Raw genomic sequence first — 12,462 nt, forward strand, 5'->3', positions numbered from 1 at the left:
ATGAAGAACGCAGCGAAGACGCTGGGCGCGGGGCTCGTGCTCGCCGCGACGGCCGCCTGCGGCGCGGGCGGCCCGGGAGCACCGGCGACCACGAGCACCCCACCGGCCGTCACCACCCCCTCGGATCTGCCCACCTCGCTCCCGGCCAGCCCGCCGGTCGCGAAACCACCGGCCTCACGACCGACCGTCGGCCCGCCGCCCTCGGACAAGATGCTGCCGCCGACGCAGGTCGAGGCCAAGGTGCCCGCGCAGGTCAGCGCCGAGAACGGCGGCCTGAACGTGCACATCGAGCTGAGCGGCTGCGACGAGGCGACGGCGAACCTCGCCGAGCAGAACGCGCAGCGGGTCGTGATCAAGGTGAAGATCGATCACGGCAAGCCGGGGCAGATGTGCCCGCAGGTCATCCGCTACGCCGTCCTGCCGGTGAAACTCGCCGAGCCGATCGGGCCGCGGGCCATCGTCCTGGAAGCAGGTTGAGATCATGTGCAACCCCACGGCGGCCTCGTTCCGTCCTAGCCGCATGAGGTACTTAACGAATGTCATCGGCCTTGGCCTGATCGTCGTTGCGGTATCCGCTTGCGGGGCGCAGAACCAGGCAGCGGAACCCGCGGCCGGACCCGGTAGCGGCACCCTGAGTACCGTGCCGCCGTCGCCGACCGCCCCGCCGTCCTCCTCGCCGACACCCGCCCCGGGCAGCCAGCCCGGTATCCCGGGCGCGCCGCGCCAGGAGGTCCCGGAGGGCAGCACCAAGCTGCCGGACAAGCAGCTCGACGCGGCGGCGCTTCCCGCGGACTACCCGCGTGAGGTGTACACGAGCAACGGCGGGACGATCCTGAACATCCGCGGCCAGGAAGGCGGCTGCGGGCACGCGACGGCGGAGGCCGCGCAGCAGGACGGGAACCGGGTCACCGTCAACCTGACCGAACTGAAGGGCCAGACCGGCCAGATGTGCACGATGGACATCCGGCATCCGGTGATCTCGGTGTCGCTGGCGGCGCCGCTGGGAGAGCGGACCGTCGTGTTGAAGCAGATGCGGTAAGGCACGAGCGTGTAATGAAGGGGACTTTCATTGCAAAATTTGCAATGAAAGTCCCCTTCATTACAGCGCCGGGGGGTCAGCGGAAGCTGATCTGCAGCGTCGGTTCCGAGGTGGCCTCGAAGAAGTCGTTGCCCTTGTCGTCGATGACGATGAACGCGGGGAAGTCCTCGACCTCGATCTTCCAGACCGCCTCCATCCCCAGCTCGGCGTACTCGAGGACGTCGACCTTCTTGATGCAGTCCTGCGCCAGCCGCGCGGCCGGGCCGCCGATCGAGCCCAGGTAGAAACCGCCGTGCTCCTGGCACGCCGCGGTCACCTTCTTGGACCGGTTGCCCTTCGCCAGCATCACCAGCGAGCCGCCCGCGGCTTGGAACTGCTCGACGTAGGAGTCCATGCGGCCCGCGGTGGTCGGCCCGAAGGAACCCGACGCGTATCCCTCGGGCGTCTTCGCCGGGCCCGCGTAGTACACGGGGTGGTCGCGAAGGTACTGAGGCATCTCTTCGCCCGCGTCGAGCCGCTCGGCGATCTTCGCGTGCGCGATGTCGCGGGCGACGACGAGCGGGCCGGTCAGCGACAGGCGCGTCTTCACCGGCAGCTGCGAGAGTTGCGCGCGGATCTCGGCCATCGGCCGGTTGAGATCGACGGTCACCACCTCGTCGGACAGGTCGTCCTCGGTGACGTCCGGCAGGAACCGCGCCGGGTCGCGTTCCAGCTGCTCGAGGAAGACGCCGTCGGCGGTGATCTTCGCCTTGGCCTGGCGGTCGGCCGAGCACGAGACGGCGACGCCGACCGGGCAGGACGCGCCGTGGCGCGGCAGGCGGATCACCCGGACGTCGTGGCAGAAGTACTTGCCGCCGAACTGCGCGCCGATGCCGAACTGGCGCGTCATCTCCAGCACCTGCTGTTCGAGGTCGACGTCGCGGAAACCGTGGCCCAGCTCGGAACCCTCGGTGGGCAGGTCGTCGAGGTAGCGGGCCGAGGCCAGCTTCGCGACCTTCAGGTTGAACTCCGCCGACGTGCCGCCGACGACGATCGCGAGGTGGTACGGGGGACAGGCCGCGGTGCCGAGGCTGCGCAGTTTCTCGTCGAGGAACTTCGCGAGACGTTTCGGGTTCAGGACCGCTTTCGTTTCCTGATAGAGGAACGTCTTGTTGGCACTGCCGCCGCCCTTCGCCATGAACAGGAATTCATAGCTCGGGTCGCCTTGGCCATCTTTGTGATAGAGCTCGATCTGCGCGGGCAAGTTGGTGCCCGTATTGCGCTCATCCCAGAAATTCACCGGCGCCATCTGCGAATAGCGCAGATTCAACTCCTGATAGGCGTCGAAAATGCCCCGCGACAACGCGCGTTCGTCGTCGGCGCCGGTGAGCACGCCTTCGCCGCGTTTGCCGATCACGATCGCGGTGCCGGTGTCCTGGCACATCGGGAGGACGCCGCCCGCGGAGATCGCCGCGTTGCGCAGCAGGTCCATCGCGACGAACCGGTCGTTGCCGCTCGCCTCCGGGTCGTCGACGATCGCCCGCAGCTGGGCCAGGTGTGACGAGCGCAACAGGTGCTGGATGTCGGTGATCGCGGTCTTGGCGAGCTTGGTCAGCGCTTCGGGCTCGACCTTGAGGAATTTCCGGCCTGCCGCTTCGACGACCTCGACACCTTCGGCGCTGAGCAGCCGGTACTCGGTGTGGGTGTCCTTGGCGAGCGGGAGGACTTCGGTGTGCTGGAACGTGGTGGGCGCCACTGCGCGGGCTCCTTTGCCGGCATCGGGAACCCGCCCACGGTACAAGGCGGGCCCCGAGTGACCGGCGCCGCATCCGGGAGTGCTAAGCGGACTGCAATTTTCGCACCGCAATTTGTCGCAGCGCCCCACAAATTAGTTCGGGAGGCCGGGCCCACCCCGACGGACCCGACCTCCCGGGGAAAGCGATCCGGGCGCGAACACCCGACCGCGAAGACTTATTTACCTGCTCGACGGTCTCGTGACGCAGGTCATAAGTCAACGCTGCCGAACGGGTGTTGCTTTTTCCGCGCCGATAGGCGCAATGAGGACTACGAAGCGTAGGCGCGCAGGCGGTCGGCCCGCTCGCCCTGACGAAGCTTCGACATGACCTCTCGCTCGATCTGGCGAACGCGCTCACGGGAGAGCCCGAAGTGCTTGCCGATCTGGTCGAGCGTGCGGGGCTGGCCGTCGTCGAGGCCGTAGCGCAGGCGGATCACCTGGGACTCCCGGTCGTCCAGCGTCGCGAGCACGCGGCGCAGGTCGTCCTGGAGCAGACCGGAGATCACGGCGCTCTCGGCGTCGGTCGCCTCGGAGTCCTCGATGAAGTCACCGAGCGGGGCGTCCTCCTCGGTGCCGACCGGCATGTCCAGGCTCACCGGGTCACGCGAGTGGTCGAGCAGATCGGAGATCTTGTGCGCCGGAATGCCCGATTCCGCGGCCAGTTCGTCGTGCGTGGCGTCGCGCCCGAGCTGCTGGTGCAGATCGCGCTTGATGCGGGCCAGCTTGTTCACCTGTTCCACCAGGTGGACCGGCAGCCGGATGGTGCGTCCCTGGTCGGCCATCCCCCTGGTGATGGCCTGGCGGATCCACCAGGTGGCGTAGGTCGAGAACTTGAACCCCTTGGAGTAGTCGAACTTCTCCACCGCGCGGATCAGACCCAGGTTCCCCTCCTGGATCAGGTCGAGCAGCGGCATCCCCCGGCCGGTGTAGCGCTTCGCGAGCGAGACCACGAGGCGGAGGTTGGCCTCCAGCAGGTGGTTCTTCGCGACGTGGCCGTCACGCACGAGGGCGGACATCTCCGAGCGCCGCTTCGGCGTGAGGCTCTCGGCCGTGTCCAGCATGTGCTGGGCGAACACTCCGGCTTCGATGCGCTTGGCCAGCTCGACCTCGTCGGCGGCGGACAGCAGTGCCGTCTTGCCGATTCCGTTGAGGTACACGCGGACGAGGTCCGCGGCCGGGCTCTGGGCGTCGAGATCTGCTGCTGCGTCGGTGAACGCCCCCGCGATCACCGGCTCCTCGGTGGATTGCGCCGGGATACGGCGCTCGCGAATCCCGCGCGCTTCGCGTTCGAGAGTCTGGACTGACATTCTGCCTCCCCGGTCACGGGCTGAACGTGCTGCGGTGTGTCCGCCGGAACCGCCTCGGCGTAGCAAGCCCTGTGGAAAACCCGCTACTCCTCGTCGGCCCAGCTTGGCTGGACACTTTGCTCAACGCCGGGAGGTCCGAAAACGTTCCCGGCCGCTACAGAGAAGACGGGCGGCTGACCTGGGACGTTGCTCGACCAACCCTGAGCTTTTCCTGAGAATGCCCGTGGGGGAGAAACCAATGTGGTCTAGACCTCTATGAGGAGGGTGAACGGACCGTCGTTCACGCTCCGGACCGCCATCATGGCCCCGAACCGGCCGGTCTCGACGCGTGCGCCACGTTCGCGCAGGGCGTCCACGACGGCCGTCACGAGAGGTTCGGCATTTCCGGCCGGGCGGCCGCCGTCCACGACGGACGGCGGCCTTTGCGGGTATCGCCGTAAAGGGTGAACTGACTTACGACAAGCAGGGGAGCATCGGTGGTGGCACACGACTCTTCGTCGCGAAGTATGCGAGCTTCGTGAAGTTTGCGTGCCATCGTGGCCGCCTTCGTCACCTCGTCGTCGACGTGGATTCCCAGCAGTACCAGCAAACCCGGTTCGCCGATGGCGCCCGTCACCTCGTCGCCGACGGTCACACTCGCTTCCGTGACCCTCGCCACCACCGCCCGCATCAGACGGCGGGGAGGAGCATGCCGTGCCGGACCAGTTCGCGGACGACGGGCAGCGCGGCGGCTGCCAGTTCCTCCGGTTCGAGGCCCTGAGCGGCCGCCAAGAGCACGATCAGATCCTCGAGGGGCAACGCGCCCCGGCAGCCGGCGAGCAGCCGTGCCGCCAGTTCGTCGACCTCGTGCGACCAGCCGGGACCGTCGGTGCGGTGCAGCCGCTGGACAGTCGTGGCCCAGCCCTCCTCGCCCGGCTCGGCGACGCTCTCCAGAAGGACGCTCTCCGGGACCCGGAACCGGGTGCCGAGGAGTGACTCCCCGTTGGCGCGCAGCCATTCCACCCGGTCCAGCCAGTTCGCCGCCTCGGCGCCCAGCGGGTCGTCGTAGGCCTGCCGGAGGTCCTCGCACACGATCGTCGGGGTCGCGCCGTCCGCCCGGCGAAGGGTGACGAAGCCGAAACCGATGCCTTGGACGTCGTTTTCGGCGAACCAGTCGAGCCAGGCGCCGGATTTCGCGCGGCCTTCGGGGGAGCGGGGGTCGATACCCGCGTCGCGCAGCCACGTGCCGACGTACAGGCCCGGATCCGCGATGTCCCGCTGGACGAACCACGCGTCGGTCTCGGCGGGCAGCCAGCGGGTCACCCGATCGCCCCAGTCCTCGCCCTCGACGTGCAGCCAGGACGCGAGGAGGTGGCCGGTGCCGCCTTCGTTGAGGAACCCGGGCAGCTGCCGCACCACGAGCGCGCTGGCGTCGTCGCCCGCCAGCCCGGAGTCGCGGTAGGTGTAGTCCACCCGCGGCGGGCCGACCACGAACGGCGGATTGCAGACGATCTGGTCGAACCGGCGCCGCGCGACCGGGGCGAACCACTCGCCCCGCACGAGTTCGACATCCAGTTCGTTGAGCCGGAAGGTGGCCGCGGCGAGCGCCAGCGCGCGAGCCGAGAGATCGGTGGCGGTGACCTTCTTCGCGTGGCGGGTGGCGTACAGGGCCTGGATACCGGTACCGGTGCCGACGTCGAGCAGGCTGCCGACCTCGCGACGGCCGGTGGCGCGGACCAGGCTGAGCGAGGCGTGCCCGACGCCGAGCACGTGGTCTTCGGGCACCGCCCGGCCGAGGATGTCGGCGTCGAGATCCGAAACGACCCACCACGAACTCTCGTCGTCACCGTGCGGGCGGATGTCGAGACCGGCCCGGTAGCCGCCGGCCTCGGGGACGAGCAGCGTCGCGGCGACGGCGTCGTCCAGCGAAAGCGGTGAGAAAGCGGCTTCGGTCTCTTTCTCCGGCTCGGTCGAGCCCAGGAGGAACAGCCGGATCAGCGTGCCGAGCTCTCCGGCGTCGCGAGTGGCTCGATAGGCGAGTTCGGGCTCGCCGCGGCCGAGGGCGGCGCTCGCGGGACCGAGGGCGTCGACCACGCCGTCGGCGTCGTAACCCGTCCGGCGGAAGGCGTCCCGCAGCCTCGCGCAGACGTCGTCGGACAGGTCGGGGAGGGCCGCTGGTGTGCTCACGGTGGGTAATACTGCCAGGATGGCGTGGTGAGCCTCGAAAGTGTCCTGGCACCGCTGCAGGCGGCGCTGCCCGGATTGGAAGACCTGTACACCGACCTCCACCGGCATCCGGAGCTGTCGTTCGCCGAAACCCGCACCGCCGCCGAACTGGCCCGCCGCCTGGAGGCCGACGGCTACGAGGTGCACACCGGCATCGGGCGCACCGGCGTCCTGGGCGTGCTGCGCAACGGACCCGGCCCGAAGGTCATGCTGCGCGCCGACATCGACGCGCTGCCGGTCGAGGAGAAGACCGGCCTGCCCTACGCGAGCACCGCGCGCGGGATCGACGCCGACGGCCGCGACGTCCCGGTGATGCACGCCTGCGGCCACGACATGCACGCCACCTGGCTCTCCGGCGCCGCCTCGCTGCTGTCCGCCGGGCGCGAGCACTGGTCGGGCACGCTGATGGTCGTCTTCCAGCCGGGGGAGGAGGCCGGGGACGGCGCCGTCGGCATGGTCCGCGACGGGGTCTTCGAACCCGCGGGCAAACCCGACGTCGTGCTCGGCCAGCACGTCGTCCCCGGTCCGGCGGGCTGGGTGCTGACCAGGTCGGGTGTGATCATGGCGGCCACCGACGCGCTGCGCATCACGCTGCACGGCCGGGGCGGGCACGGCTCGCGTCCCGAGACGACGGTGGATCCCGCGGTGCTCGCCGCGTCCGTGGTGCTGAAACTGCAGACCATCGTTTCGCGGGAGATCTCGGCGACCGAGTCGGCGGTGGTGACCGTCGGTTCGCTGCACGTCGGGACCGCGCACAACATCATCGCCGACCACGCCGTGCTCGAGGTCAACATCCGGTCGTTCGACCAGGCCGTGCGGGAGAAGGTCGTCGCGGCGGTCGAGCGGATCGTCCAGGGCGAGGCCGCCACCGCGGGCGCGCCGAAGCCGCCGGAGATCGAGCGCATCGGCACGTTCCCGGTCACCGAGAACGACGACGCGGCCACCGAAGGCCTCACCGCCGCGTTCCGCGACCACTTCGGCGAGGGCAGGGTGATGCCCGCGCCGCTGGTCACCGGCAGTGAGGACTTCAGCGAGTTCGGCCGCGCGGCCGGGGCGCCGTCGGTGTTCTGGTTGGTCGGCGGGCTGGACGAGCAGAAGGTCATCGCCGCGATGACGGCGGGCCGGTTCGAACAGGACATCCCGTCGAACCATTCGCCGCTGTTCGCGCCGCTCCCGCATCCGACGCTTTCGGCGGGCGTGGAAACGCTCGTGGTCGCGGCTTGGCACCGGCTCACCCACCCGGGTGTCGGATGAGCCCGGCGAGTGGGAGCATGGAAGCCGGAGGTGGTGCTGTGAACGCGCCCGCCCACGGTCCCGAACCGAGGGAACCCGCTCCGGTGCTGATCACCGAAGCCGCCCCGTCCTACGAAGACCAGCTCGCCAAGCGGAAGCGGAAGTACATCATCATGATGTCCTTCCGCATCCCGTGCCTCATCCTCGCCGGCATCCTCTACGAGACCTGGTGGCTCGCGCTGGCGCTGATCGCGATCTCGATCCCGCTGCCCTGGATCGCCGTCCTGGTCGCCAACGACCGGCCGCCGCGCAAGAGCGAAACGGTCAACCGGTACCAGGCCGAACCGACCCGCATCGAAGGCGGCAACCACCAGGTCATCGACGGCGGCTGATCAGGGCTGCGGCCCGACCTTCGCGACCGCGCGGGCACCCAGCCGCGTACCCGCCCGAAGCACCTCCACGGTGGACTCGCCGCGCAGCCACGCCGCCAGCACACCGGCGTCGAAGGCGTCCCCGGCGCCGGTGGAGTCGACGCAGTCGGCGGGCACCGACGGCACCGAGGTGATGTTGCCTCCCGCGTCGATCCAGCTGGCGCCGTCGAGACCGGCGGTGACGACGACCTCGCCGACGTAGCCCAGCAGTTCCTTCGCCGCTTCCGGATCGCTCGACCCGGTCAGCGCGACCAGCTCGCTGGTGTTCGGCATCAGCAGGTCGACGCCGCGCACGTCGTCGAGGAAGCCCGCCGGATCGGTCATCAGCGTCGCCGCCTGCGGGTCTACCGACGTCGTCAGCCCGGCCTTCTTCGCCGCCGCCAGTGAGGCGAGCGCCGCGGGCCGGGACGACGGGTACAGCAGGACGTAGCCCGAGAGGTGCAGGTGGCTCGCCCCGCTCAGCGCCTGCTCGGTGATGTCCTCGGGCGCGAACTTCGCGTTCGCGCCGCGGTCGGCGAGCATGCTCCGCTCACCGGCGCCGTCGACGAGCACCACGACGCAGAACGTCGGGTCCTCGGGATCCACCGCGAATTCGCAGCGGACGCCCGCCGCCTCCAGCTCGGTCTTCACCATGCGGCCGCCGGAGTCGTCGCCGATCCGCGCGATCAGCGTGGTTTCCGCTCCCTCGGCGCGCAGCCAGAGCGCGGTGTTCGCGCCCGCGCCGCCGCTGGTGAAGTGGACCTTCGCGCGGATGTCGCCGCCGTGCGGGATGGGACCTTCGTGCCGAGCGACCACGTCCAGGCCGACGTCGCCGACGACCACGATCCCGCTCATGCCGCGTTCCCGGCGAGCGCGACGGCGACCGAGGTGGCCAGTTCCGCGTTGGACAGGACCAGCGCCTCGTTGGCGTCGAGGCTCGCGCCGCCGCTCGCGGTGTGGAAATGCTCCAGCAACACCGGTGTGACCTCCTTGCCGTGGACCCCTTGCGACTTCAGGAGTTCCAGCCCCTCGGCGAGCAGCCGGTCGTGCAGTTCCCGGTCCATTTCGGACGCTTCCGGGATCGGATTCGCCAGCAGTACCCCGGAATCCGCGTGTGCCCGGTGGGCGGCGATGACCGAGGCCGCCTGCGCGGCGTCGTCGACCCGCCACGGCACCTCGTAGCCGGAGGAGCGGAGGTAGAACGCGGGGAACTCGCCGGTGCGGTACCCCAGCACGGGCACCGAGTTGGTCTCCAGCAGCTCCAGCGTCGCGGCGATGTCGAGGACCGACTTCACCCCGGAGCAGACGACCGTGGTCGGCACCTTCGCGAGCACGCCCAGATCCGCCGAGACGTCCCAGCTCTGTGCCGCGCCCTGGTGCACGCCGCCCAGCCCGCCGGTGGCGAACATGCCGATCCCGGCCGCGGCGGCGAGCGCCGCGGTGCTCGCGACGGTCGTCGCGCCGGAGCGGCCGAGGCCGACGGCCGGGCCGATGTCGCGCAGGGAGAGCTTGTCCAGGTCCGCGCCCGGCGCGCAGACGCGCTCCAGCTGCTCGCCGGCGAGCCCGATCAGGGGGACGCCGTCGAGCACGGCGATCGTCGCGGGGACGGCGCCGCCGTCGCGCACGACCTTCTCCAGCCGCCGGGCGACCTCGAGGTTCCGGCCGGGCGGGAGACCGTGGGAGAGGATGGTGCTCTCCAGCGCGACGACGGGGTCACCGTCGGCGAGGGCGGAGGCGACCTCTTCGTGAAGGGACAGTTGCGGAGTCACGAACGAACATCATCGGTGATGTGGGTCCGCGCCACGCCATCGGGTCAGTTCGCCCGCGAGGTTCTCCCGCGCCTTGCTCTCCCAGCGTGCCCGCGCGATGTCGCTGCGATACAGCCGCGGCCGCGCCAGCAGGCTTTCCAGGACGGTCGCGCGTCCGACGCGCCAGTCCTCGTCCGAATAGATCGAGTACTCCTCCCGGACACCGTTCGCGTACTCCTGGTACTTCTCCGGCGAGGCGCCGAGGATCGCGAGGTCGGCGTCGAGCAGCGCGGTGGCGAGGACGTCGTCGTCGGGGGCGGCGTGATGGATCGTGCTGAGGACCAGCTCCTCCGCACGGGTGATTTCGGCCTCGGGGACCCGGGCGTTGGCGAGCTCGTCGCGGGTCCAGGCCGCGCTGGCCTGTTCGTCCTCGCCGGGGCGGGCGTCGTAGACGACGTCGTGCGTCCAGGCGGCGACGGCGATGAGGGCTCGCTCACGGGAACTCAAGCCGAAGGCGACGGCGAGGGCACCGCTGTCGCGGGCGACGGCGCTGGCGTGCCGGAGGTCGTGATAGCGGCGATGCGGCTCGGCGTAGCGGGTTTCGAGGTCGTTCCACGCGACGGCGGCGATCTGGTGATCGCCACCGAGCCTGGTGATCGCGGTCGGCCAGTCCATCAGTCGAAGATTCCGCGTGATTTGGCCACTTCGTGCAGCCAGCCCTCGATCTGTGGCTCCCACTTGACCCGTTCCAGCGCCCCGTGGTCGACCTTGAACAGGCCGAGGAACTCCTGGCCGCGCCCGCCGAACCCGCCGGTCTTGGACACCCGGACCCGTTTGGTCACCTCCAGCACGACCTGCGTCTCCGCCGCCGAGGACAGGAACGTCACCGCCACGGAGGTGAAGACGTTCGTGAACCTCGGAGAGGGGGTGAAGCGGATCTCCTGGAAGAACGGGAGCTGCTGGGTCGCGCCGTTGATCCGGCCGCGTTCCAGCACGGCCTCGCGGAAGACGAAGCCGATCCGGCTGAAGGCGTCCAGTATCCGTTTCTGCGCGGGCAGCGGCTCGATCGCGGCGCCGTCTACGTCGACCGGGTCGGTGACGGAGTTCGCGATGTCGAGGCTGGTCTGCAGGCCGACGGCCATCCCGTGCAGCGGCTTGCCGAAGACACTGGAGATCGGCGTCTCCCACGGCAGGGCGACCTCGAACGGGATGCGAACCTGCTGACCAGGGGTGACGCGCTCGCGGCCGGCGAGTTGCTGGGTGCCGAACTCGAGGTCCTCGACGCCGGGAGCGCGCTCGTCCGGCGTCTGGACGCGGGCGAGCAGCTTCACCGAGAGACCGTTGATCTCTTGATCGACTTCACCGCCGAGCAGCAGGACCTCGCCGCGCAGGGGACGGCCGGGGGAGACCGAGCGATCGAGCAGCCGGGCGTCGATCTTCGCCCCGCCCGAACCGAATGTCGCGAGCACCTTCTGGAACATGGGCGAGATCCTGCCAGGTCGCCGGTGTGCGCAGGAGGATTTGGGGCATTATGGAGGGGTGAGTACACAGACCCTTCCGAAGCCGGATACCCGCCCCGAGGGCACCGACGGCACCGATGACGACGCGCCGAAGATGTTCCACTACGTGCGCAAGAACAAGATCGCCGAAAGTGCGGTCATGGGCACGCACGTGGTGGCGCTGTGCGGCGAGGTCTTCCCGGTGACGAAGTCGGCGAAGCCCGGTTCGCCGGTCTGCCCCGACTGCAAGAAGATCTACGACGGTCTCAAGCCGGGCGACTGACACCTGGCCGTCCGGTGTCCGAAACCGGACAAAATCTGAAAATCCTTCACATGGTGGCTGCCCGTCCCGGTTTTCGCTGGTAATTCAGTACCCGCCAGCGAAAACCCGTCGGGACGGAGCCTTCATGCGCAAAACCGGGATCGTGCTCGCCATCGCCGCCTTGCTCGCGGTGTTCTCCCCCGCCGCGGCCCAGGCCGTGACGGGCTGGACCACGGTCGGCTCGGACAACGCCCGCCCGCTCGACGAGGGCCAGGGCCTGGCCACCATCGAGCGGCCCTCCGGGACCATCTACCGCTACACCGGGATCGCGACAGTTCCCGTCAACCTGTCTTCGCAGGGCTGGAACCACATCGGCGACCCGGGTTCGGCGCAAGGCTGGTACGTCGAGCCGTACCAGCGCGACGACAGGGGTGCGAAACTCTTCCGCGTCGAGTCGCCCGATGGGACCTGGGCGAACTACACCCACACGCTGGAATCGTGGGAAGCGAACAACAACTCGTTCGCCGCCGTGACCCCCGACGCGCGCTGGATGGTGGCGGGCGAGTGGGGCACGATGGACCGGCTCCTCGTGCACCCGATGCCCGGCGTCGCGCACACGAACCCGTCGGCGAACCTGCCGTACTCGTCCGCGATCCGGCTCGACCGGCCGGTGCGGGACATCCAGGGCTGCGACTTCGTCGCCGCGACACGGCTGCTGTGCGCGTCCGACGATCCCGAAGGCGCGCTGTTCGGGACGACCAAACCGCTGCTGCAGGTCGATCTTTCCGGCGCGCTGTCCGGTTCGGACGTCACCGGGCGGGTGACCTCGCTGGGGCAGTTGCCGTTGAAGAGCACCTGCAGCGGGAACTTCGAGACCGAGGGCGTCGACGTGGCCGCCGACGGGACCCTGCGGGTCGTCGTGCTGTCGCCTTCGTGGTGTGTGGCCTTCGACAGCAAGACGTGGCGGTTCCGGAAGGCGTGAGCG

Annotated in this window: 13 protein-coding genes and 1 pseudogene; 6 read left to right on the forward strand and 8 right to left on the reverse strand. The window is 69.6% G+C overall.

Annotated features, from left to right (window positions below; translation table 11 throughout):
• Together BKN51_RS05405 and BKN51_RS05410 are read left to right on the forward strand one after the other, a co-directional pair.
• Positions 1-477, forward strand: a complete 477-nt coding sequence (locus BKN51_RS05405) for a hypothetical protein (RefSeq protein ID WP_101606572.1) — start codon at positions 1-3, stop codon at positions 475-477.
• Positions 478-640: 163 nt separating this feature from the next.
• Entirely contained in the window at positions 641-1,039 is a 399-nt protein-coding gene (locus tag BKN51_RS05410) for a hypothetical protein (RefSeq protein ID WP_101606573.1), read from the forward strand.
• A gap of 76 nt (positions 1,040-1,115) precedes the next feature.
• Here the strand turns inward: BKN51_RS05410 and BKN51_RS05415 are convergent, their stop codons facing one another.
• From BKN51_RS05415 to BKN51_RS05430, 4 genes and pseudogenes are all read right to left on the reverse strand, one after another.
• A complete protein-coding gene (locus BKN51_RS05415; RefSeq protein WP_101606574.1) occupies positions 1,116-2,774 on the reverse strand; it encodes a fumarate hydratase in 1,659 nt (552 codons plus the stop codon).
• Between the two features lie 308 nt (positions 2,775-3,082).
• Positions 3,083-4,120 carry a sigma-70 family RNA polymerase sigma factor gene (locus BKN51_RS05420; RefSeq protein ID WP_101606575.1) on the reverse strand — a complete coding sequence of 346 codons (1,038 nt, stop codon included), beginning with the start codon at positions 4,118-4,120 and terminating at the stop codon, positions 3,083-3,085.
• A 245-nt stretch (positions 4,121-4,365) separates the two neighbouring features.
• Positions 4,366-4,790 (reverse strand): annotated as a pseudogene (dtd, locus tag BKN51_RS05425) (D-aminoacyl-tRNA deacylase).
• Positions 4,790-6,286 carry a DUF7782 domain-containing protein gene (locus tag BKN51_RS05430; protein WP_101606576.1) on the reverse strand — a complete coding sequence of 499 codons (1,497 nt, stop codon included), beginning with the start codon at positions 6,284-6,286 and terminating at the stop codon, positions 4,790-4,792. The pseudogene dtd and the gene BKN51_RS05430 overlap by 1 nt, the downstream one beginning before the upstream one ends.
• A 27-nt stretch (positions 6,287-6,313) precedes the next feature.
• Here BKN51_RS05430 and BKN51_RS05435 point away from each other — a divergent pair, with 27 nt between their 5' ends.
• Together BKN51_RS05435 and BKN51_RS05440 are read left to right on the forward strand one after the other, a co-directional pair.
• Positions 6,314-7,579 carry an amidohydrolase gene (locus tag BKN51_RS05435; RefSeq protein ID WP_101613058.1) on the forward strand — a complete coding sequence of 422 codons (1,266 nt, stop codon included), beginning with the start codon at positions 6,314-6,316 and terminating at the stop codon, positions 7,577-7,579.
• Between the two features lie 17 nt (positions 7,580-7,596).
• Positions 7,597-7,950, forward strand: coding sequence for a DUF3099 domain-containing protein (locus tag BKN51_RS05440; RefSeq protein WP_101606577.1), 354 nt, complete (start codon positions 7,597-7,599; stop codon positions 7,948-7,950).
• On the opposite strand, the gene BKN51_RS05445 is transcribed toward BKN51_RS05440, so the two are convergent.
• From BKN51_RS05445 to BKN51_RS05460, 4 genes are read right to left on the reverse strand one after another with little or no spacing between them, the layout of a single operon-like run.
• On the reverse strand, positions 7,951-8,823 hold the full coding sequence (locus BKN51_RS05445; protein WP_168214271.1) for a carbohydrate kinase family protein: 873 nt from the start codon (positions 8,821-8,823) through the stop codon (positions 7,951-7,953). It lies immediately after the preceding gene.
• The gene (locus BKN51_RS05450; protein ID WP_101606578.1) at positions 8,820-9,737 is read right to left on the reverse strand and encodes a pseudouridine-5'-phosphate glycosidase; all 918 of its coding nucleotides are present in this window, start codon (positions 9,735-9,737) and stop codon (positions 8,820-8,822) included. The genes BKN51_RS05445 and BKN51_RS05450 overlap by 4 nt, the downstream gene beginning before the upstream one ends.
• Before the next feature lie 9 nt (positions 9,738-9,746).
• Positions 9,747-10,391 (reverse strand): HD domain-containing protein, encoded by a 645-nt coding sequence (locus BKN51_RS05455; protein ID WP_101606579.1) that lies wholly within the window; start codon positions 10,389-10,391, stop codon positions 9,747-9,749.
• Entirely contained in the window at positions 10,391-11,197 is an 807-nt protein-coding gene (locus BKN51_RS05460; RefSeq protein WP_101606580.1) for a sporulation protein, read from the reverse strand. Before BKN51_RS05460 ends, BKN51_RS05455 begins: the two co-directional genes overlap by 1 nt.
• Positions 11,198-11,255: 58 nt before the next feature.
• On the opposite strand from BKN51_RS05460, the gene BKN51_RS05465 reads away from it, so the two are divergent.
• Both BKN51_RS05465 and BKN51_RS05470 read left to right on the forward strand, forming a co-directional pair.
• The gene (locus tag BKN51_RS05465; RefSeq protein WP_005164469.1) at positions 11,256-11,498 is read left to right on the forward strand and encodes a DUF3039 domain-containing protein; all 243 of its coding nucleotides are present in this window, start codon (positions 11,256-11,258) and stop codon (positions 11,496-11,498) included.
• Between the two features lie 124 nt (positions 11,499-11,622).
• Positions 11,623-12,459 carry a hypothetical protein gene (locus BKN51_RS05470; RefSeq protein ID WP_101606581.1) on the forward strand — a complete coding sequence of 279 codons (837 nt, stop codon included), beginning with the start codon at positions 11,623-11,625 and terminating at the stop codon, positions 12,457-12,459.
• Positions 12,460-12,462 lie beyond the last annotated feature (3 nt).

This window comes from Amycolatopsis sp. BJA-103, assembly GCF_002849735.1.
GTDB lineage: Bacteria > Actinomycetota > Actinomycetes > Mycobacteriales > Pseudonocardiaceae > Amycolatopsis.